The organism is Sphingomonas sp. GW821-FHT09E03, from assembly GCF_059416225.1.
Map to the genome: position 1 here is coordinate 386,086 of NZ_JBWKOS010000003.1, position 20,694 is coordinate 406,779.

Below are 20,694 nucleotides of genomic sequence, written 5' to 3' on the forward strand. Positions count from 1 at the left end.
TCCCTAGCGCGTCAGGGTGGTGACCGCGATCGCCGTGGCTGATGCGCGATTTTCCACCCCCATCTTCTCGAAGATCTGCTCGAGATGCTTGTTCACGGTACGCGGGCTGATCTGGAGGATCTCGCTGACCTCGCGGTTCTGCTTGCCGCGGCTGATCCACAGCAGCACCTCGGCTTCGCGCGAGGTCAGCCCGTGCTGTGCGGCGAGGATCGTCTTCTCCTCGCCCTCGTGACGCTCGGACAGGCGGAACACCCATTGCCCCGCGGCAGTGCAGCGCAGCAGGCCGGCTTCCAGCGTGCGCTCGCCCGCGGCTACCATGACGCGGGCGCCCGGCGCAGGTGCGCGCGCCTGCAGCTCCCGCAGCGCCGACAGGAAGGGGGCCGGCAGCGAGCCCGACGCGGACGACCAGCCGGGAAACAGCCGCTCGAGCATGTCGGTCGCCGCCGGCGTCAGCCAGTGCGGCTCCCCTGCCCCATCGACCGCCAGCGCGGGGCGACCGCTCGTGTCGAGCGCAAGCTGGCTGCCATGGGCGACCCGCGCGGTGGCGAGGTGAACGCGGATCCGCGCCAGCAGTTCGTCGATCACGATCGGCTTGCCGACGAAATCGATGCCGCCGGCGTTGAGCCCGCGCACCACATGCTCGGTTTCGGTCAGCCCCGTCATGAAGATGATCGGCAGGTGATGGAAGGCAGGCTGGGCCTTGATCCGTCGCGTCGTCTCGAAACCGTCTAGCTGCGGCATCACCGCGTCCATCAGGACGAGATCGGGGGTGACGCTCTTCAGCAGGTCGAGTGCGGCAAGGCCGTCGATCGCGATCAGCACGCTCATCCCTGCGTCCTCCAGCGTCGCGGTGAGGAAGCGCAGCGCCTCGGGCGTGTCGTCGACCACCAGGATCGTCGGCCGGGTCGGCTCGCGGGATCTAACCTGCTGCATCGTCGATCGTCTTCAACAGCGAGCGGAGGTCGAATTCACTCAGCTGGCGCCGGAGCACCGCGACCAGATCGGCGGCGGCCGGTACGGCCTCATCGAGACTGTCGAGCGCACGCTCGATCCCACGGACATGCCCGACCTTGGCGACGCTGCGCAGCTGGTCGAGCAAGGGCCGGGCCTCGGACGGAAGGGCGGTAGACGATATGGTCGAAGGCCGCGGCGCCTCGCGCGGCGCCGTCGCCTCCGCCCATTCCCAGCGTAGATCGAGCTGGCTGCCGATCAGCGCCACCAACGCGTCGAGCTCGACCGGCTTGGTCATAAAGGCATCGTGGCTGCTGCAGCCGTCGCCGCCGGCCTGGAATTCGTGAGCGTCGGCCGAGACCATGACGATGCGCAGCGCGCCGTGATGCTCGGCGCGGAGCCGCGCCGCGACCTCCCACCCGCTGATCCCGGGCATCTGGATATCGAGCAGGACGATGTCGGGGCGCGATGCCGCGGCGAGCGCCAGGCCGTCCACGCCATTCGCGGCCGTCGCAACCTTGAAGCCAAGCGCCCTCAGCAGCGAGCACAGGATGGTGCGCTGCGCGGGATCGTCGTCGATCACCAATACGCTGCGCCGCGGCCCTTCATAGCCAATGATGCGCGTTCCCTGCCCCGCCGCCTTGGCGGCGAAGACGGGCGCAGGCAGCATCACCCTGAACCGAAACACGCTGCCGACGCCCGGGGTGCTGGTCACTGCAATGTCGCCGCCCAGCACGCTGGCGAGCACGCGGGTGATGGCTAGGCCGAGCCCGATCCCCGGCTGAAGCTGCGCCTCCGCCGAGCTGCCGCGATCGAAGGGAGCGAACACACGCTCCATGTCGTCGGCGGCGATGCCGATGCCGGTGTCGCTCACCGCGACGTCGGCGACCTGGCTGCGATAGCCGACGGTCACCGCGACGCTGCCCGCCTGGGTATATTTGATCGCGTTGGACACCAGGTTGATCAGGATCTGGCGCAGCCGCTTTCCATCCGCCTTGACCTCATCGGGCAGCCTGGGATCGATCTCCAGCGTCAGGGACAGTCCCTTGGCCGCCGCCTGCATGCGGAACATGTCGATCACATGGTGCAGCATTCCGCGAAAATCGACCAGATCGGCGCGGATCGTCAGCACGCCGCTTTCGATCCGTGAGATCTCGAGCAGCCCCTCGACGAGGTTGGTGACATGCTCGGCCGAGCGGCGGATGATCGTTCCCGCCTCGGCGCCCGAGATGCCCTGATCGCGCTCGAGCAGCTGGGCATAGCCGTAGATCACGTTCAGCGGCGAGCGGATCTCGTGGCTGACCGCGACCAGATAGCGGGTCTTGGCCTCGTTCGCGGCCTCGGCGCTCGCCTTGGCACGCTGAAGAGCCTCCAGTGCCGGTGCAGTGGGTACGTCCTGCGGGATCATGATCCCCCCGGGCGTTGCAGCGTGTCGATATAAGCGCGCCAGCCGCCGAGATCGGTGATGTCCGCAGCGCCGGCGATCGCACGGGGTTCGGCAACGAAGCCCTTGACGGTCGATCCGTCGGCAAGCGTGACCGAGCCGATCGCGAGGGGTGCCGGCACCTCGACGACGAAGCTGCCGAATGCGGCGACGTCGAGCTCATAAACCTCGACCTTGATCGCGGCGCCGTCGGCGTCATGGATCAGCGCGGGCTTGGGCGGCGTCGAATTGGCCATCGCGTAGAGCTTGTAGGTCGGCGCGGTAGTGGTCGCGGTAACGAGACGCGCATTCCTTGAGGTGAGCTGCCAGTGGAGCGGCATGCCTTCGAGATGGGCGCCGACAACGGCGAGCTTTACGGTTTCCATAGGATCCTCGATGTTCAGGGGCGGAGATGGGGGAAGGTTGGCCGCCGCCAGATAGGCATCGCCCGCGTCGAGCAGCGCCTGGTCGGTCCAGGCTGGCGCGATCAGCGTAATGCCGAAGCCGGTGCCATTGTCGCGCCAGCCCGCGGGCAGCGCCAGCGCGGCCATGTCGAGCAGATTCACAAAATTGGTGTACATGCCGAGGTTGCTGTTGAGCGCGATCGGCGCCGCGCGCATCTCGGCGATGCGGTAGATGGTCGGCGTGGTGGGCAGCGCAAGCAGGTCGATGTCCCGCCACATCGCTTCGGCAATGCGTTGCAGCGCGGCGAGGCGGTACTGGCCTTCGAACACGTCGACACCGCTGACGTTGCGCCCGTCTTCCATGATCGCGCGGACCGTGGGGTCGATTGCTTCGGGGCGGTTGTCGAGCAGGGGCAGCGCGGCGGCGGTGCGCTCGGCGACCCAGGGGCCGCCGTAGAGCAGCATCGCGGCTTCGCGCAGTGGGGTGATGTCGATGTCAACCAGTTCGGCGCCGCCCGCGGCCAGCGTCGCCAGTGCCTGTTCGTACAGCCGCTCGGCGGCGGCGTCGCCGAGGAAGAGGCGCTGGTCCGGGCGCGGCACACCGATCCGGCGCGGGACGAGGGGGCGATCTTCCTGGAGCCGCGAATAAGCATCGGTAGCATCGAAGCCGGCGACCGCGGCATCGATCGCCCGCGCATCGGCGATGCTGTGCGCGAGCACGGTGATGCAGTCGATCGTCCGGCAGGCGGGAACGAGGCCGGTCGTGCTCCAGCGACCCTTGGTGGGTTTCATGCCGACCAGACCGTTGAACGCGGCGGGCACGCGGCCCGACCCGGCGGTATCGGTGCCGAGCGCGAAGGCGACGAGCCCCGCCGCGACCGCGACGGCCGAGCCCGAGCTCGAGCCGCCGCTGACATAGGCGCGATTGAACACGCAGGCGGGCGCGCCATAGGGGCTGCGCGTGCCGTTGAGCCCGGTGGCGAACTGGTCGAGATTGGTCTTGCCGATCGCAATCGCGCCGGCCGCAATAAGGCGTTCGACCACTGTCGCCGATACGGCAGGGGTATAGGCAAAGTCCGGACAGGCGGCCGTTGTTGGCACCTCGGCCAGATCGATGTTGTCCTTGATCGCGAACGGCACGCCAGCGAGCGGCAGGATCTCGCCCGCGGCGATGCGCGCGTCGACGCGGCGTGCGGCCGCGAGCACATCGGCGTCGGCGATGCGGGTGATCCACACCGCTGGCTGGACGGCGGCATAGGCGTCGATGCGCGCGAGCGCGTCTCGGGCGACCGTCTCCGCGTCGGTCTGCCCGGATGAGACAGCGGCGGCGATCGCGCCAACCTCAAGAACGTCCGTCATGCCACCTCCACCGCCAGCATCGCGCCGCCGGGTGCGAGCGGCTGCTTTTCCTGTACATACAGGCGGCGCACCGTGCCGCTGACCGGGCTGGTCACGGCCGATTCCATCTTCATGGCCTCGATCACGGCGATTGTCTCGCCCGCCGTGACATGCGCGCCCTCGGCGACGAGCAATTTCCACAGGCTGCCGCCGAACGGGGCTTCTACCAGTTCGCAGCCGTCGGGCAGGTCGATCTCGGCGACCGCGGCTCCAGCGCCGGCTTCCTCCGTCAGTGCCGCGACGCGGTCGAACTCGCCGCTGCGTTCCCAGTCGGCGCGCTCCTCGTCGAACGCGGCCTGGCGCTGCGTCTGGAAGGCGTCGATCGATTCCGCGTTGGCGGCGAGGAAGGCGCGGTATTCGGAGAGGCGGAACACCTCCTCCTCGATGCGGATCGCGCGGCGTCCCAGCGGGAAGTCGCGGCGCCATTCGGTCAGTTCGTCGTGGCTGACGGGGAAGAAACGGATGCGGTCGAAGAAGCGCAGCAGCCACGGCTTGCCGTCGCGGAACGCGTCGGTCTGGCGCCAGGCGTTCCAGACCTGGATGGTGCGGCCGAACAGCTGGTAGCCGCCCGGGCCCTCCATCCCGTAGATGCACATATAGGCGCCGCCGATGCCGACGACGTTGGGCGGGGTCCAGGTGCGCGCGGGATTGTACTTGGTGGTCACGAGGCGGTGGCGCGGGTCGATCGGCGTCGCCACCGGCGCGCCGAGATAGACGTCGCCGAGGCCCATCACGAGATATTCGGCGTCAAACACGATCCGCTGCACGTCGTCGATGCTCGCGAGCCCGTTCACGCGGCGGATGAACTCGATATTGTCGGGGCACCAGGGCGCGTCGTCGCGCACCGACTCCATATATTTGTCGATCGTCTGGTAGATCGCCGGGTCTTTCCATGACAGCGGCAGATGGATCACGCGCGAGGGGATTTCAAAATCGTCGAGTCCGCCGAGCCGCTCCTCGGCCGCGGCGAGCGCGTCGAGCAAGGCGGCCTGGCTCAGCTGGCGACTGTCATAGTGGATCTGCAGCGAGCGGATCCCGGGCGTCACGTCGATGATGCCGGGCAGGCCCATCGTGTCGATCTCGAGCATCAGCGCGTGGACGCGCAGCCGCAGCTCGAGGTCGAGCATGATCGGGCCGTACTCGACGAGCAGGTTGCGGTCGCCCTGCTGGCGATAGGTGACCGCCGGACGCACGCCCTGCGCCTCGATCGCCCGCAGGATCGGCGAGCCGAGATGGTCCGTCGCGTCCGGTGCCGGCCCGCCAGCGAGCGTGGCGACGAGCTGGTCCTGCGCCACCTCGGCGGCGACCGCGGTCGCATTGTCGACAGGCAGGAAGCGGACGCTGTCGCCGGGGGCGAGCTGGCCGACCTTCCACAGATCCGCCTGCGCCACGACGAACGGGCAGACGAAGCCGCCGAGCGACGGGCCGTCGGGGCCGAGGATGATCGGCATGTCGCCGGTGAAATCCACCGCACCGATCGCATAGGCATTGTCGTGGATGTTGGAGGGATGCAGGCCCGCCTCGCCGCCGTCTTGGCGCGCCCAATGCGGCTTGGGGCCGAGCAGGCGGACGCCAGTACGGTTGGAGTTGTAGTGCACCTTCCATGCGGTTTCGCGCAGCATCGCGATGTCGTCGGGCGTGAAGAAATCGGGCGCGCCGTGTGGGCCGTAAAGCACGGCGAGCGTCCATTCGCGCGTGATCTCGGGCTGGTCCGTGGGGGCCAGCGCGGCCGTCGGTGCCTGCGCCGGATCGGTGCGGGCAAGGTGCAGCGTGTCGCCGGTCATCACCGCGCGACCGGCATGGCCGCCGAATTCGCCGAGCGTGAACGCGCTGCGGCTGCCGAGGAACAGCGGCACGTCGAGCCCGCCCGCGACCGCGATATAGCCGCGCATGCCGCGGCCGGTGACGCGGCCGATCTTCAGCGTCTGGCCGGCGGCGATGTTAACCGGTTCATAGCAGCGCACCGGCTCGCCATCGAGCGTCGCGCCGAAATCGGCGCCGGTCAGGCACAGGCGCGTGGGCGTGTTGAAGAACAGCGTCGGCCCGGCGGCGGTGATCTCGAGCCCCGCGGTGCCCTCGTCGTTGCCGAGCAGGCGGTTGCCGAGGCGGAAGGCGAGCGCATCCATCGGTCCAGATGGCGGCACGCCGACATCCCAGAGGCCGAGGCGGCCGGGATAATCCTGCACCGTGGTCGAAGCGCCGCCGGCGAGCACGCGGATCGTCCGAGGCGTATAGGCGATGTCCGCCAGCGCGCGCGTCGACACTTCGCCGCTGGTGAACACGTCCGAGCGCACGACGGTGCGCAGCCAGTCGAGATTGGTCTCGATCCCGGCGATCGTCGTGTGGTCGAGCGCGTCCTGGATCGCCGCCACCGCGGCGTCGCGGGTGGGCGCGGTGACGATCAGCTTGGCGAGCATCGGATCGTACCAGGCGGATACCTCGGTGCCGGCGGCGATCCAGCTGTCGACGCGCGGGCCTTGCGGGAAGGACACGCCGACTAGCCGGCCCGAGCTCGGGCGGTAATCCTGCGCGGGATCCTCGGCATAGAGGCGGACCTGGATCGAGGCGCCCTCGGGTTTGGCCTCGAAGCCGTCGAGAAAGGCGAAGTCGCCGGTCGCGCCGCGGACCATCCAGGCGACGAGGTCGACGCCGGTCACCTGCTCGGTAATGCCGTGTTCGACCTGCAGCCGCGTGTTGACCTCAAGGAAGAAGAAGTCGTCGCGTTCGGAATCGTAGAGGAACTCGACCGTGCCCGCCGAGAGATAGTGCGCGGCGCTCGTCAGGCGAACGGCGGCGTCGATCAGCGCCTGGCGCGTGGCAGCGGGGAGCAGCGGCGCGGGGGTTTCTTCCACGACCTTCTGGTTGCGGCGCTGGAGCGAGCAATCGCGTTCGCCGAGCGCGACGACGTTCCCGGCGCCATCGCCGAACACCTGCACCTCGATATGGCGCGCGCGTGCGACATAGCGTTCGAGGAACACGCCACCATCACCGAAATTGCCCGCGCCGAGGCGGGCGACGGTGGCGAAGCCCTCGCGGATGTCGGCTTCGTCGGCGCAGACCTTCATGCCGATGCCGCCGCCGCCGGCGGTCGCCTTGAGGATGACGGGATAGCCGATCGCGGCGGCTGCCTCGACCGCCGCGTCCTGATCGCGCAGCAGGTCGGTGCCGGGCGCGAGCGGCACGCCCTGCGCGGCGGCGAGATCGCGCGCGGTATGCTTCAGCCCGAACGCGCGGATATTGTCGGGGGTCGGTCCGATGAACGCGATGCCGCGCGCGGCGCAGGCTTCGGCGAAGGCGGTGTTTTCGGAGAGGAAGCCGTAGCCCGGATGGATCGCTTGCGCGCCCGTTGCCTCGGCCGCGGCAAGGATTGCCTCGACGTTTAGATAGCTTTCGGCCGCGGGCGCAGGGCCGATGCGCACCGCCTCGTCAGCCTGCGCGACATGCGCGGAGCCGGCGTCGGCGTCGCTGAACACCGCGACCGAGCCCACGCCCATGTCCTTGAGCGTACGGATGATACGGCAGGCGATCGCGCCGCGATTGGCGATCAGGACTTTGCTGAACATCACGCCGACACCAGCATGCGCACGGGCGTCGGGTTGAAGCCGTTGCACGGATTGTTGATTTGCGGGCAGTTGGAAACGACGACGATCACGTCCATCTCGGCGCGGACGTCGACCGTCAGGCCGGGCGCGGAAATGCCGTCGACGATGCCGAGCGTGCCGTCGGCCTCGACCGGCACGTTCATGAAGAAGTTGATGTTCGACACCATGTCGCGCTTGCCGCGCCCAGCGCGGACGTTCGCGTCGAGGAAATTGTCGACGCAGCTATGCTGGGACTTGGTGTGGTGGCCGTAGCGCAATGTGTTGGACTCGCAGGAGCAGGCGCCGCCGATCGTGTCGTGATAGGCGACGTTGGTGCCGGTAATCGTCATCATCGGGCGCCCTTCGTTGGACAACAGCACCGTGCCCGTCCGCAAGAACAGGTTGCGCTGCGCCGCGATCGTGTCCTGCGCGCTGTAGCGCTCGGCATCGTCGGCGGCGGCGTACATCAGGAAGTCGACCGCCTGATTGCCCTCGAGATCGATGATGCGCAGCGTCTCGCCGGCGTTGATGCGGTGCATCCACGGCGCGCGCGCAGGCACGGTCTCGTCGTGGCGGATGGTGCCGGGAAGGGTCATGGTGGTCATCTCTTCAGCGCGCATACAGATCGTCGGTGTTGAGGAAGGCGCGCAGCCCCTCCGGCGTCGCGGTGCGGATCGCGTCATCGGCCGCCGCCGGGTCGCCGCGCCAGGCGGTCGCGCGCAACGGGGTGACGGCATAGCCGGGCCGTGTGTCGAGCACATGGGGGCAATTGGCGATCACCACGATCAGCTCCATTTCGGCGCGCAGCAGCAGCGTGCGCCCGGCCGCGAACGGACCGATCTGCGGCTCGGTGGTGCCGTCCTCGGCGACGCGCACGCCCTTGAACCAGTTGATGCAGGGGTGGACATCCTTGCGGCCGAGCCCGTGCTTGGCGACGCCAAGCATGAAGCGGTCGCGGGCGTTGGGCTGCGGTCCATAGTTCTTGCCACTGCCGTAGCTCCGCGCGTTCGAGGCCTCGTTGGAGGCGCCGCAGAAGGCATCGTGAGTGCCGGCATCGTCTTCAAGGATGCTCATCATCGCGCGGCCGAGATCCGACAGCAGCAGGCGGCCGGCACCGAGATAACCGTTCCACTGCACCTTCAGCGTGTCGGCGACGTTGAGCCGCTCGGTGGGCATCTCGGCGTTGAACAGCAGCATCGAGGCGCAGGCATCGCCGGCGAGATCGATCAGCCGCAGCCGGGTGCCCCGCGCCACGCGGCGTGATGCATAGCCGCCCGCGGCGATCGTCTCTTCCCAGGTGACGGTTCCGGGCGCGTCGGCCGCGGCGGCGGGGAGCGTCGGCATCGCCTCGACCCTTGTGCCCGCCATGGCGCGGGCGTGTTCACGGGCGCCGGACGGATCGGCGGTGCTGGTCGTCATGCGAGGTCTCTCTGTGCAAGCTCGCCGCCGAGCGCGTCGACCAGCGCCGGCGGCGGCAGGGTCTTGCGATCGAGCGACAGATCATAGGTCACGGTGGCGCCGAAGCGGTGCGGCGCATGCGGATCGTGCCGGCGCTTGTCGAAGGCGAGCACGCGGGTGCCGAGCTTGAACGCCTCGCCGATGTCGTGGGTCACCATGACGATGGTCAGCCCATGCTCGGCCCACAACCGGGTGATCAGCGCGTGCATGTCGAGGCGAATGCCGGGATCGAGCGCGCCGAACGGTTCATCGAGCAGCAGGACGCGCGGGTGCTTGACGAGCGCCTGCGCGATCGCGAGCCGCTGCTGCATCCCGCCCGACATCTGCGCCGGGTAGACATCGAGGCTGTGCTCGAGGCCGACGGCGGCGAGCATCGCGATCGCGGTGTCGCGCGCCGCGCGCCGCTGCGCGCCGAACAGCCGCGCCGTCACCGGCGCCTGCGCGCATTCGATCCCGAACAGCACGTTGCCGAGCGCGGTGAGGTGCGGGAACACCGAGTAACGCTGGAACACGACCCCGCGGTCCGGGCCGCATTCGGCGCGCATCGGCGTGCCCGCCAGCAGCACCTGGCCCCGGGTGGGCGCCTCCTGGCCGAGGATCAGCCGCAGGAAGGTGCTCTTGCCTGCGCCCGACGGGCCGACCACGGCGACGAAGCTGCCCTCGTTGAGCTGGAGCGAGACCCGCTCGAGCACGATCTTGTCGCCATATTCGACCCAGATGTCGCGTAGTTCGAGCAGCGGGATCACCGGCCGCCTCCATGCGCCCAGGGAAATGCCCGCCGGCTGACGAACAGCAGCAGCGCGTCCGCCAGGATCGCGAGCAGCGAGATCCAGGCGACATAGGGCAGGATGATATCCATCGCGAAATAGCGGCGGACGAGGAAGATGCGATAGCCGAGCCCGACATCGGAGGCGACCGCCTCGGCCGCAATCAGGAACACCCAGGCGGGGCCCATCGACAGCCGCAGCGCCTCGATCAGCCGCGGCATCAGCTGCGGGAGCGCGACGCGGATCGCCATCTGCCAGCTGTTCGCGCCCAAGGTCTGTGCCTTGGCGAACTGCTCGGCCGGCAGCCCGGCGACGTAACCGGTAAGGTCACGGGTCATGAATGGCGCGATGCCGATCGCGATCAGCGCGATCTTGGACGCTTCGTCGAGCCCGAGCACGATGAACAGGATCGGCAGCACCGCGACGGGCGGGATCACCGCGACGATGGCGACAACCGGCCCCAAGATGGCACGGGCGAGCGGCACGGTGCCGAGCAGCAATCCAAGGATCAACGCGCTCGCGGTGGCGATGGCGAGCCCGCTGCCGAGGCGATACAGGCTCGCCAGCGTGTCGGCGACGAGCACGATGCGGTCGCTCGCCGGGTCGCGATCGGTGGTGAAGCCGTGGACGGCCTCGGCCATCGCCGCGAAGGTCGGCAGCACCTTGTCGGCGGGATTGCCAGCGTGGCGCGCTTCCGAGGCGACGAGGTACAGCAGCAGCAGCGCGAGGATCGGCAGCGCGCCGAGCAGCAGCCGCACCGTCCGCCGCGGGCGCAGGTCGACCAGCCGTGTCACGGCCGGCAACCCGCCGGCGAACGATCAGAATGGTCAGGCAGCAGCTTCATCGCATTCCCACATTCCGTGCGGCGCCCCGCGGGCACATCGCGTCCTCCGCCAAGGCCCCTGCCCCGGCGTCGTCGTTCCGTCGCTTGGCGCTGGGCTACAGCTTGCCGTCCGCCGCCAGCTTCATGTAGCTCGGGTCGAACCGCAGCTTGACGTTCTTGGGGTCGCCGAGCGCCTTGCCGCCCGGGAAGCTGATCCCGATCGCGTCGACCGACTTGGCGCTCGGCCCGAACAGGCCATGCGCGAAGCTGAACTGGCGAACCCGGTCGGTGACGGTGACGAGATCCGGGTTTTCGGCATAGGCCACCGCATCCTGCGCGCGGGCATAAAGATGCGTGGTCTTGAGCTGATCGTCGAAGCTCGCCTCGGTGGTGCCGGCGGCCTTGGCCATCGCGGCGCGGGCGGCGCGGCCGGTGGCGTCGTTGCGGGCCATGATCGCCATCGTCTCATACCAGATGCCGGCGAGCGCCTTGCCGAGGTTCGGATTGGCTTTCAGCGTCTCGGTGCTCACGTTGAGCGTATCGAGGATCTCGTTGGGGATCTTCGAGCTGTCGAACACCTCGGTCGCACCCGGCGTCGCCCGGATCGTCGACAGCTGCGGGTTCCAGGTGGCGACCGCGGTGACGCTGGGCGAGGCGAAGGCGCCGACGATATCGGCGTCGCCGGTGTTCACCGTCTTGACGTCGGCCAGCTTGAGGCCGTTGAGCTCGAGGCCCCGGGCAAGCAGGAAGTGCGACACCGACAGTTCGACCAGCTTGACCGAGCGACCCTTGATGTCGGCCATGCTGCGGCCGTTCTTGAGCACCACGCCGTCATTGCCGTTGGAATAATCGCCGATCAGCAGGACGGTGGTGTCCTTGCCGCCCGCCGCCGGGATGGTGAGCGCATCCATGGTGGTCGCGACCACGCCATCAAGCTTGCCGGCGGCATATTGGTTCACCGACTCGACATAGTCGTTCACCTGCAGCACGCGGATGTTGATGCCGTATTTGTCGGCCCATTTCTTCACGATCCCCGCCTGCTGAGCGTAAGGCCATGGCATCCAGCCGGTGTAGATCGACCAGCCGATCGTGAAATCCTTCTTGGCGACGCCCGCGCCTGCGGCTGCCGAGCCGCCCGGCTTGCTGTTGCAGCCGCCGAGCGCCAGCAAGGCGGCGATTGCCGCCACGCCGCCGAGCCACGATCGACCTACCATAAGCGCGTTCCTTCACCAGCCCGACGCGTCCCGACCCGGCAGCCCGGTCACGCGGGGCAGCCTAATCGGACAGCAGTTCAAGGCATTGCCCCTGACGACGAGGTTGCCGTGGTCTGCATCATCAATGAAGTGACAAAATCGCAATGAAAGGCATAGGCTGCATCTATGCCTTTCGTCAGGCCCTGCGCTGAGCCCGATGGCGGCGGATGACCTCGTCGAGAAATAATTGGGTCGCTGTGTCGCGCGAGGGCTCGGCGCGGGCGAGCAGGAAGATGTCGTAGGACGGCTCGGCATCGGCGTGGAGCAGCGGCCACAGCCGCCCTTTGGCGACCGCATCCTGCGCGGCGAGAACGGGCACGAAGCCGATGCCGACGCCGAGCGTAATCAGCCGGATCGCCTCGTTGATATCCTCGGCACGGCCGGTGGCGCGGCCGCCGAGCCGATAGCGTCGCCGCAGCCGGGTGATGGTGTCGAGTTCGTCCTCTCCGGTGAGGACGAACCCCTCGTCCTTGAGTTCGCCGAGCCGCTCGACCCGGTGCCCGAACAAGGGGTGGCTGCGCGCGCAATAGAGCTGCTGGCGTTCGACGAAGAGCGGTTCGTAGACCAGCCCGCCGCGCACCGCGCTGTCATAGCCGACGCCGATCTCGGCCTCGCCATGTTCCAGCGCGTCGAGCACCGCGCGCCAGGGCGACACGCGGATCTCGATGTGGATGTTGGGATTGCGGCGGTGGAAGCTGCCGATCGCCTCGTCGAACTCGGGCGAGGAGACGGCCGAGATGAGCTGGATGCGCACCACCCCCTCGATCCGCTTGGTCGCTTGGGCCACCTGGTGCGGCACCATCCGTGCCGCCTCCAGCATTTCCTCGCACAAGGCGAGCAGCGCCGTGCCCGCCGCCGTCGTCTCCACCCCTGCCGATGAGCGGTTGAGCAGTTGCACGCCGACCTGCTCTTCGAGGCGCTTGAGCGCGGCGCTGATGCTCGGCTGCTGCTTGTTGAGCCGGCGCGCCGCGGCCCCGATCCCGCCCGCGCGCACGATCTCGACGAAGGTGCGCAGCAGGTTCCAGTCGACGCGGCTGGCGAACGTCTTGTCAGGCAGCATCACGTCGACCAAGTGCCAAGCTCCACGATCCCGGGCCGGGCACCTTTAGCTGCGCGCCATTGATCCGCAACGTGGTTGCCGGCTGATCGGGATGCGGGAGAGCGGGGCGAGCGATCAGGCGCCGATCAGGCTTTTCCTGAACAATGCCCTGATCCGCCGATCCTCGAGAAACCGCCCGACGATGTAGAGGGCGGCGAACATACCGGCGAAGACATAGCCGGTGGTCGGCGAGGGCTTCTTGTCCTTCTCGGCGCCCTTTTTCTTGGACTTTTCGGGTTCCGGCGCGCCCAGCGCCTTGTCGATCGGGTTGAGCGGCACGGGCGTCTTCTTGGCGTCTGGCTTCTTGCCCTTGGCTTCGATCTTCGGCTTTTCGAACTTGCCGACGAACACCGTCGCTTGCGCGAAGAAGAGGAACAGCAGCGGCGCGAGGAAGCAGAACAGCAGCGCGCGGCTGGCGAGGCGATAGCGCAGCACCGGCCCGGCCTCGCCCTGCTCGATCCGCAGCACGCCGCCGTCGAACACGGCCATCTTGTCCTGGGCCGCGGCCTCCTTCTTGCTGAACGTCAGCGTCTCGCCGGTGCGGTCGCGGCTGGTGCCGCGCTCGCGAAACAAGGGATCGAGCCGATCGAAGGCGTCATCGCTGGACTGGCCGGGGGCGAGCGGAAGGCTGCCCGTGACGTGCCAGATCCCGTCGAACCGCGACAACAGGGATCGGTGGGGGGCAGTGTCCGCCGGCGCGGTGAACGGCAGGGCGGACGCCGTTGACGTGGCGCCGGTCACTCGGCCGGCACCGCGGCGCCGAGGTTGCTGCGGCCGAGACGATCCTTGATGCTCTTCCAGCCTTCGGTGAAGGTATAGGTCATCGTCTCCTTGATCGACATCGGGCGACCGCCCTCCATGCCGAGCAGTTCCGCCTCGCCGTCGACGCAGGTGCCGAACATGCGGTCGATGATCACCCAGGTGTTGGAATAGTTGCTGCGGCTGGCCTCATAGTCTTGCGAATGATGGACGCTGTGATGCTCGGTGGTGTTGAACATGAAGCGCCACCAGCGCGGCGAGTTGAAGCGGACATTGATGTGCTGATAGGTGCCGACGGCAAGGCCGAAGGCGCCGGCGAGCAGCGCCGCCCGCGGCACGAAATCGAAGAACCCACCGACGCCGAGCCCGATCAGGAACAGCTCCACCGGGTTGCCGACCGCGCCCTTGTTGACGTTGAGCTGGGTGATGTAGTGGTGCGGTGCGTGGGCCAGCCACAGCGGATGCCAATTGTGCATGCCGCGGTGCATCCAATATTGGCCGAAATCGAACACGAACGAGATCAGGAACGCCTGCAGCAGCAGCGGCAGACCGGTGAACCAGGCGAACTTGTCCCAGTTGAAGGCGTGCTGGACCGCCTCGATCATCACGCCATCGCCGATGTAGGAATCGACCATGCGCAGCACGGTGAAGCCGAGCCCGACGTAGAAGAGGTCGCTGGTCAGCTCCTTCCAGGTCAGCCGCCAGCTCTCGTGGCGCGGGGTGAGCCATTCGAGGCCGAGCAGCAGCACCTTGAAGCCGACGCCGATGCCGATCGCGGTGGAGGCCTTGGCGATCGAGTTGGGCGCATAGAACCAGAAGGCGATCAGCGCGAACAGCATGGTCGGCTGGAACCAGGTGAAGAAGATCTGCTTCACCGGGCCGCCTTCGACCCTAGGGATATTCTCCCACCCGACGGTAACGGGCGCCTGCGCGCCGATCACCCGCTTACCTACGCGAACACCGTCCATTGCCACCCCGTTCCGCCAAGTTGCAGGGTGAGAATGTCCCAAATCGCGCCGTAACGTCATACGTCATCGAACGTATAAGCGGGTGTCGCGGCGTCGCTCGGGCCCAGCCGCCACGATTAGCACCGGCTCGCGACCGCGCCTATTGCTTGTCCCGCGCCTGGGTCACACGGGCATAAACGGGATCGGCCACCGCCGTCAGGCGCTCCGCCCCATCGCCGAGCAGATCGAACACGACGATCCGGTTCGATCCGCGCTGCATCCACGGTCCAGGAGCATAAAGGGTGAAGCTCGGCCCGATCGACCAGAAACGGCCGAGATTGTGCGAGCCCAACCACAATTGCCCTTTGTGCAGCCCGCGCGTGTCGAGATAGGTGTCGGCAGGCCGGGCGACGTCCATGGTCGTCTCGTAGAAGCAGGGTCCGCTGCACGGCCCGGGCTGCAGGCGCAGCCGTGCGAGGTCATCCATTGGCAGCGGGAAGACCTGCCAGTTGGTGAGCGGCGCCCCGTCGAGCGTTGCCGCGCCGGTCAGCCCGGCGCGCTCGCCGCGGATCGCGGTGGAATAGTTTACCCGGCCGGTATTCTCGACAAGGATGTCGAGCGTCGCGGCATGGGGTTGGCGCGGCAGCGCAACGGTATCGTCGCCGGTCCGGCGATCGAGCGTGCCGATCAGCGCTCGGTCGACATAGACCTGCGCATAATCGTGGACGCCCTTCAGGGTCAGCGCGCCCCCCGCCCCCGCTGGCAGGGCAAGCCGATAGAGCATGTAGCCGTAGTTGAGGCCGACATCCTCGAAGGTCGGCGGCGTCGTGAACGCCTGCGGCTTGGGCAGGTTGTGCCACAGCGAGGCGCTCCGCCGCATCAGCGACACCGGGAACAGCGTCCGCCGCGTTGCGGCAGGTACCGATGGCGCGACCGCCCCGGTCGCCGCGGCGATGGCGTGGGACAGCAGCGCATATTTGTAGCGCGGGTTGCCGCTTTCATCGAGCGGCGCGTCATAGTCGTAGCTGGTGGTATCGGGATGATAATCGGTGCCGGTGTGCGAATCGGCGCCGTTCATCCAGCCGAAGCTGGTGCCGCCATGGACCATGTACAGCGACACCGAATAGCCGCGCCGGAGCATCGCCCCCACCTCCTCGGCCTCCTTGCGGCCATCGGTCTGGTGATGATCCTCGCCCCATTTGTCGAACCAGCCCGCCCAATATTCGCCCACCATGCGCGGCCCGTCCGGGCGAAAGGCGATCAGCTTGGGAAGGGCCACGCCCGCATTGCCCGAGCCGAAGTTCACCACCGACGGCAGGTCCGGCAGCGATCCCTTGGCGAGATCGGAGGCCTGGTTCGAGGTGAACAGCAGGCCGTCGCCGAGCCCTGCCCGCCGATAGCTCGCCCGCAATCTTTCCAGATAGGCCCGGTCATCGCCAAAGGCGCCATATTCATTCTCGAGCTGCACCGCGATGATCGGGCCGCCGTTCTGGATCAGCATCGGCTTCACCTCCCGCCCCAGCCGTGCCAGCCAGCGGTCCACCGCCGCGGTGTAACGCGGCTCGCGCGAGCGCAGCACGAGATTGCGGTCCTTGAGCAGCCACGCCGGATAGCCGCCAAGCTCCCATTCGGCACACACATAAGGTCCCGGGCGCAGGATCACGTGGAGCCCTTCGGCCTGGGCATCGCGCAGGAAGGCGACCAGATCATTCTGCCCGGCGAAGTCATACACCCCGGGCTTTGGCTCGTGGACGTTCCAGAAGGCGTAGGTGGTGATGGTGTTGAGCCCCATCGTCCGCGCCTTGCGCAGCCGATCGCGCCAATAGGCACGGGGTACGCGGACATAATGCATCTCGCCGGAGATGATCTGGTACGGCTTGCCGTCGAGCAGGAACGACGACCCGCGAACGGTGAAGCTGTGCGCGGCCGGTCGCGGCGTCGGCGTCCCGCTATCGGCGTTGACGCCCACCGCGGCCAGCATGGCCGCGATCGCCATCAACCGCTTGCCGATCCGCACCGCGTTCATTGGCGATCGCGTCGGGTCGGCAATCCGCGTGCCCACGCGCGTTTCGGCAGCGGGGGCCCGCGTGGCGCTCGCCCACGCGCCTTTACCGGATGATCGATTGTTCATCTGTGCCGTCCGCTCCCCTGTATCCGCCCGCCGCGATGCTCCTGCCGTGGGTGACGTTATCAACGGTGACCCGGATCGGGAAGAAGTCGCGGCCACCCGCCGGCTAGCCGCGCCGAGATGGGACCCGGCCCGACCGGCAAGGCGATCGGCGCTAGCAACATGACAAAGTTGAGAATTGCCCGCCTCGGGTCGTGCGCCGATAGGACCGGGAGCGACGTGGAAGGGCAAGGACATGACAAACGGCAGATGCGTGGTGGTGAGCGGCGCGGAAAGCGGGATCGGCGCCGCTTGCGCCGCGGCGTTCGGCGCGCTGGGCGACCGGGTGGTGGTGCTGTTCCACGATGCTCGTAACGACGGAAGCGACACCGTTGCCAGGGTCAAGGCGGCGGGCGGCGACGCCATCGCCGTCCAGTGCAATGTCGGCGACGAGGCATCGGTGGAGGCGGCGTTCGCGGCCGCGGAGCAGGCGTTCGGGCTCACAGCCGTGCTGGTCAATTCCGCCGGGATCAACATGGCGGGGGTGCCGGTGCGACAGATGACGATGCCGCAGTGGCAGCGCATGCTGGACACCGACCTGACCGGTGCGTTCCTGACCTCGCGCCGGTTCGTCCGCGACCGGCCGGCGAACAGCCCCGGTGCGATCATCCACATCTCGTCGATCCATGCCTATGCGGTGCGGGCCGGTGGCGCCGATTATTGCGCAGCCAAGGGGGGCCTCACCAATCTGATCGAGACGCTTGCGATCGAGGAGGCGCCCAACGGCATCCGGGTGAATGCAATCGAGCCGGGCATGATCCTGACGCCGATGAACGAGCGCGCCAGTACCGACCCGGTGTATCGCAAGACGCTGGAAGGCAACATTCCGATGGATCGGGCGGGGAGGCCTGAGGAAGTAGGCGATCTTGCCGTGTTCCTCGCCTCGGACAGGGCATCGTACATCACCGGTGCGCGGATCGTGATCGATGGTGGTCTGTCGCTGATGCAGGCTCTCGGCGCATGACCGCGGACAGGCCCGCGGCGCCATCGTCGATGGCCGGCGCCACGAACCAGTTGGAGATCGCGCCAGGCGTGCCGATCATCCGCTCGCACCTCCCGGCCGACAGCGTGACGGGGGACCGCAAGGTGCTGGTCTATCCCTCGTCCGGATCGGTCGACTTCAACGTGCAGGAGCTGCAGGACATCGAGCTCGTCGGCCCTGCCCCGCTGATGGCGCGCGACCTGATGAGCCCGTACGTCTGGCTGGAACCGGACGGCCGGTTCGGCATCATGGTGCGGGCGGTAACGCGGCCCGGCGAGCCGATGACCGACACCGGCATCATCTGGGCCGGCTGGAGCACCGATGGCATCCACTTCGCGATGCTCGACCAGCCCTCGATCCTGCCTGGCGGACCCGGCGAGAAGGATGCCGGCGGGGTCGAAGATCCGACCGTGGTGAAGATGGAAGACGGCAGCTACGTCGTCTATTACACCGGCGTCGAGGCCGACATGGCGCATGGCGAGATGTTCTACGCCGTGGGGCCGAGCGTCGACACACTCGTCAAGACCGGTGTGGCGCTCGCTTCCACCAAGTCGCTCGGCAACACCAAGGAAGCGACCGTCGATCGCGAGAAGGATGGGCGATGGAGCCTGTTCTACGAATATGCGGCCGACGAGGCCAGTCGCGTCGGCCTCGCGATTGGCCCCAAGGTGGATGGGCCGTGGGACGAGCAGCCGACGCCGTTCATGCCGCGCGAAGACGGGTGGGACAATTGGCACCTGTCGACCGGCCCGATGCTGCTCGATGATCCCGAGATGCCGGTGATGTTCTACAACGGTGCGACGCATGACGCGCGCTGGCGGATTGGCTGGGTGGCGTTCGACCGCGCGCTGACCCGCGTGGTCGACCGATGCATCGAGCCGCTGATCACGCCGCCGCCGGTACCCGACCGCACTGCAAGCGACATCGCGTTCGCCGCCTCCGTCACCAGCCGCGACGGCGACGTGTGGCTATACTATTCGCTCGAAGACCGGCGTCTGTCGCGCGCGCGACTGAAACGAAGCTGACCGTCGTACACGGTCGTGGTACTCGTGGCGGCAGGCGCCGACACCAAGGCGATGGGCGACTCCACCAGCCGCGACCAGGTAGCGCCCATGCGCCGCTTTCTGGATTTCGTTCCTCGTTCAGCCTGCATGCCGTTCCCTCACTCCCCAAGGCTGGGCAGGAGCTTACAACAATAGCGTAAAGCGCCGCGTGGGCACGATGTGTAAGCCGGCGTTCAGGTTTGTAGCCTCACGGCGCGACGACCCGCTGCTCATCACCGCAGAATGGCAATTTGCAGTTCACAACCCTCGCCATTTCCCGGCAATAGAGTGATCGACCGGCACGGAGGATCAATGACCGCTCATCTTTCCGACAGCGACTACCATCCTGACGAACATATTCCCGCCCCGTCGCCCGCGCTGACGCGGCGCGGTCGTGTGACGAGCTGGATCGCGGGGCTGATCGGGCTGGTGCTGCTGATCGTGCTGGCCGTGTGGCTGTCCGGCCATGCGGCAAGTGGTGGAAAGGGCAAGGCGGGCGCCGGTCGCCAGGGCGGTCGCAGTCGCGGCGGCGGGGGTCCCGGCGGCGGCATGAACCAGCCGACCACGGTCGGCACCGCCAAGGCGGTGGCGGCGGATCTGCCGATCGAGATCGAGGCGCTCGGCACCGTGACGCCGGCAGCGACGGTGACGGTTCGCCCACAGGTGTCGGGCACGATCACCCAGCTGCTCTATCGCGAGGGCCAGCGGGTGAGCCGTGGCCAGGTGCTCGCGGTGATCGATCCGCGCCCCTATCAGGCCGCCCTGCTCCAGGCGCAGGGCGCGCTGCAGCGCGATCAGGCGCAGCTCACCAACGCGCGGCTGACGCTGCAGCGCTATCAGACGCTGCTCAAGCAGGATTCGATCGCGCGCCAGGACGTCGATACCCAGGCGGCGACGGTGCAGCAGCTCCAGGGCACCGCCAATGTCGATCGCGGCGCGGTCCAGACGGCGCAGATCAATCTCGGCTACACCCGCATCGTCTCGCCGGTCGCCGGCCGGGTCGGCCTGAAGGTGGTCGATGTCGGCAATTACATCGCCGCCGGCGACACCAACGGGCTGGTGGTGGTCACCACGCTGCAGCCGATCGACGTCGAGTTCGCGGTGCCGCAGCAGCAGGTGCCGATGATCCAGCAGCGCGTCGGCCAGGGCGCGCGTATCCCCGCGCTCGCGCTTGACAGCACACGCAGCCAGACGCTCGACAGCGGCGCCTTCTCGACGCTCAACAACCAGGTCGACACCACCACCGGCACGGTGCGCGGCAAGGCGCGGTTCGCCAATGCCGCCAACCAGCTCTACCCCAGCCAGTTCGTCAACGTCCGGCTGACTGCGGACACTGTGCAGGGCGCGGTGACCATCCCGCCTTCCGCCGTGCGCTCGGGCCCCGATGGCAGCTTCGTCTGGCTGCTGAAAGGCGATCGCACCGTTACCGAACGCAAGGTCAAGACCGGCGCCACCACGGCCGACAGGGTGCAGGTGACGCAAGGGCTGGCGCTCGGCGAGACGGTGGTCACCGATGGCGGCGACCGGCTCAACGAGGGCGCCAAGGTCGCGCTGCCGGGCGATCAGCCGGCATCGGGGGCCAAGAACGGTAGCAAGCACCGCCGTGGTGGCGCCGCCTCCGCCGCGAACGGCTGAGGAT

The 20,694-nt window shown here is 67.9% G+C and carries 16 protein-coding genes; 3 read left to right on the top strand and 13 right to left on the bottom strand.

Annotated elements, in window-relative coordinates; genetic code table 11:
* Positions 1–3 precede the first annotated feature (3 nt).
* From AC07M8_RS09595 to AC07M8_RS09655, 13 genes are all read right to left on the bottom strand, one after another.
* Positions 4–933 (bottom strand): response regulator, encoded by a 930-nt coding sequence (locus tag AC07M8_RS09595; protein WP_495174114.1) that lies wholly within the window; start codon positions 931–933, stop codon positions 4–6.
* Positions 920–2,359 (bottom strand): ATP-binding response regulator, encoded by a 1,440-nt coding sequence (locus AC07M8_RS09600; protein ID WP_495174115.1) that lies wholly within the window; start codon positions 2,357–2,359, stop codon positions 920–922. Before AC07M8_RS09600 ends, AC07M8_RS09595 begins: the two co-directional genes overlap by 14 nt.
* The gene (atzF, locus tag AC07M8_RS09605) at positions 2,356–4,137 is read right to left on the bottom strand and encodes an allophanate hydrolase (RefSeq protein WP_495174116.1); all 1,782 of its coding nucleotides are present in this window, start codon (positions 4,135–4,137) and stop codon (positions 2,356–2,358) included. Before atzF ends, AC07M8_RS09600 begins: the two co-directional genes overlap by 4 nt.
* Positions 4,134–7,739: an urea carboxylase gene (gene uca, locus AC07M8_RS09610; RefSeq protein ID WP_495174117.1), complete on the bottom strand. Its 3,606-nt coding sequence runs from the start codon at positions 7,737–7,739 to the stop codon at positions 4,134–4,136. The genes atzF and uca overlap by 4 nt, the downstream gene beginning before the upstream one ends.
* Positions 7,739–8,362: an urea amidolyase associated protein UAAP2 gene (locus AC07M8_RS09615; RefSeq protein WP_495174118.1), complete on the bottom strand. Its 624-nt coding sequence runs from the start codon at positions 8,360–8,362 to the stop codon at positions 7,739–7,741. The genes uca and AC07M8_RS09615 overlap by 1 nt, the downstream gene beginning before the upstream one ends.
* 4 nt (positions 8,363–8,366) lie before the next feature.
* The gene (locus tag AC07M8_RS09620) at positions 8,367–9,176 is read right to left on the bottom strand and encodes an urea amidolyase associated protein UAAP1 (RefSeq protein WP_495174119.1); all 810 of its coding nucleotides are present in this window, start codon (positions 9,174–9,176) and stop codon (positions 8,367–8,369) included.
* Entirely contained in the window at positions 9,173–9,961 is a 789-nt protein-coding gene (locus AC07M8_RS09625) for an ABC transporter ATP-binding protein (protein ID WP_267396657.1), read from the bottom strand. The genes AC07M8_RS09620 and AC07M8_RS09625 overlap by 4 nt, the downstream gene beginning before the upstream one ends.
* Positions 9,958–10,776, bottom strand: a complete 819-nt coding sequence (locus AC07M8_RS09630) for an ABC transporter permease (RefSeq protein WP_495174120.1) — start codon at positions 10,774–10,776, stop codon at positions 9,958–9,960. The genes AC07M8_RS09625 and AC07M8_RS09630 overlap by 4 nt, the downstream gene beginning before the upstream one ends.
* A gap of 145 nt (positions 10,777–10,921) precedes the next feature.
* Positions 10,922–12,019 (bottom strand): putative urea ABC transporter substrate-binding protein, encoded by a 1,098-nt coding sequence (locus AC07M8_RS09635; protein ID WP_495174121.1) that lies wholly within the window; start codon positions 12,017–12,019, stop codon positions 10,922–10,924.
* 175 nt (positions 12,020–12,194) lie between these two features.
* Positions 12,195–13,118 (bottom strand): LysR family transcriptional regulator, encoded by a 924-nt coding sequence (locus tag AC07M8_RS09640; protein ID WP_495174274.1) that lies wholly within the window; start codon positions 13,116–13,118, stop codon positions 12,195–12,197.
* 114 nt (positions 13,119–13,232) lie between these two features.
* Entirely contained in the window at positions 13,233–13,823 is a 591-nt protein-coding gene (locus AC07M8_RS09645) for a hypothetical protein (protein WP_495174122.1), read from the bottom strand.
* A gap of 71 nt (positions 13,824–13,894) precedes the next feature.
* Positions 13,895–14,884: a sterol desaturase family protein gene (locus tag AC07M8_RS09650; protein WP_495174123.1), complete on the bottom strand. Its 990-nt coding sequence runs from the start codon at positions 14,882–14,884 to the stop codon at positions 13,895–13,897.
* A 139-nt stretch (positions 14,885–15,023) separates the two neighbouring features.
* On the bottom strand, positions 15,024–16,889 hold the full coding sequence (locus AC07M8_RS09655; RefSeq protein WP_495174124.1) for a glycoside hydrolase family 35 protein: 1,866 nt from the start codon (positions 16,887–16,889) through the stop codon (positions 15,024–15,026).
* A gap of 337 nt (positions 16,890–17,226) precedes the next feature.
* Here AC07M8_RS09655 and AC07M8_RS09660 point away from each other — a divergent pair, with 337 nt between their 5' ends.
* The 3 genes from AC07M8_RS09660 (at position 17,227) to AC07M8_RS09670 (ending at position 20,690) form a co-directional block, all read left to right on the top strand.
* Positions 17,227–17,994, top strand: a complete 768-nt coding sequence (locus tag AC07M8_RS09660; protein WP_495174125.1) for an SDR family oxidoreductase — start codon at positions 17,227–17,229, stop codon at positions 17,992–17,994.
* Entirely contained in the window at positions 17,991–19,037 is a 1,047-nt protein-coding gene (locus AC07M8_RS09665; RefSeq protein ID WP_495174126.1) for a glycoside hydrolase family 130 protein, read from the top strand. Before AC07M8_RS09660 ends, AC07M8_RS09665 begins: the two co-directional genes overlap by 4 nt.
* 330 nt (positions 19,038–19,367) lie before the next feature.
* Positions 19,368–20,690 carry an efflux RND transporter periplasmic adaptor subunit gene (locus tag AC07M8_RS09670; RefSeq protein WP_495174127.1) on the top strand — a complete coding sequence of 441 codons (1,323 nt, stop codon included), beginning with the start codon at positions 19,368–19,370 and terminating at the stop codon, positions 20,688–20,690.
* Positions 20,691–20,694 lie beyond the last annotated feature (4 nt).

Bases quoted from the DNA above. Each gene is read 5' to 3' on its own strand.
- AC07M8_RS09595 (WP_495174114.1), bottom strand. From the start codon at position 933: ATGCAGCAGGTTAGATCCCGCGAGCCGACCCGGCCGACGATCCTGGTG.
- AC07M8_RS09600 (WP_495174115.1), bottom strand. From the start codon at position 2,359: ATGATCCCGCAGGACGTACCCACTGCACCGGCACTGGAGGCTCTTCAG.
- atzF (WP_495174116.1), bottom strand. From the start codon at position 4,137: ATGACGGACGTTCTTGAGGTTGGCGCGATCGCCGCCGCTGTCTCATCC.
- uca (WP_495174117.1), bottom strand. From the start codon at position 7,739: ATGTTCAGCAAAGTCCTGATCGCCAATCGCGGCGCGATCGCCTGCCGT.
- AC07M8_RS09615 (WP_495174118.1), bottom strand. From the start codon at position 8,362: ATGACCACCATGACCCTTCCCGGCACCATCCGCCACGACGAGACCGTG.
- AC07M8_RS09620 (WP_495174119.1), bottom strand. From the start codon at position 9,176: ATGACGACCAGCACCGCCGATCCGTCCGGCGCCCGTGAACACGCCCGC.
- AC07M8_RS09635 (WP_495174121.1), bottom strand. From the start codon at position 12,019: ATGGTAGGTCGATCGTGGCTCGGCGGCGTGGCGGCAATCGCCGCCTTG.
- AC07M8_RS09640 (WP_495174274.1), bottom strand. From the start codon at position 13,118: ATGCTGCCTGACAAGACGTTCGCCAGCCGCGTCGACTGGAACCTGCTG.
- AC07M8_RS09650 (WP_495174123.1), bottom strand. From the start codon at position 14,884: ATGGACGGTGTTCGCGTAGGTAAGCGGGTGATCGGCGCGCAGGCGCCC.
- AC07M8_RS09655 (WP_495174124.1), bottom strand. From the start codon at position 16,889: ATGAACGCGGTGCGGATCGGCAAGCGGTTGATGGCGATCGCGGCCATG.
- AC07M8_RS09660 (WP_495174125.1), top strand. From the start codon at position 17,227: ATGACAAACGGCAGATGCGTGGTGGTGAGCGGCGCGGAAAGCGGGATC.
- AC07M8_RS09665 (WP_495174126.1), top strand. From the start codon at position 17,991: ATGACCGCGGACAGGCCCGCGGCGCCATCGTCGATGGCCGGCGCCACG.
- AC07M8_RS09670 (WP_495174127.1), top strand. From the start codon at position 19,368: ATGACCGCTCATCTTTCCGACAGCGACTACCATCCTGACGAACATATT.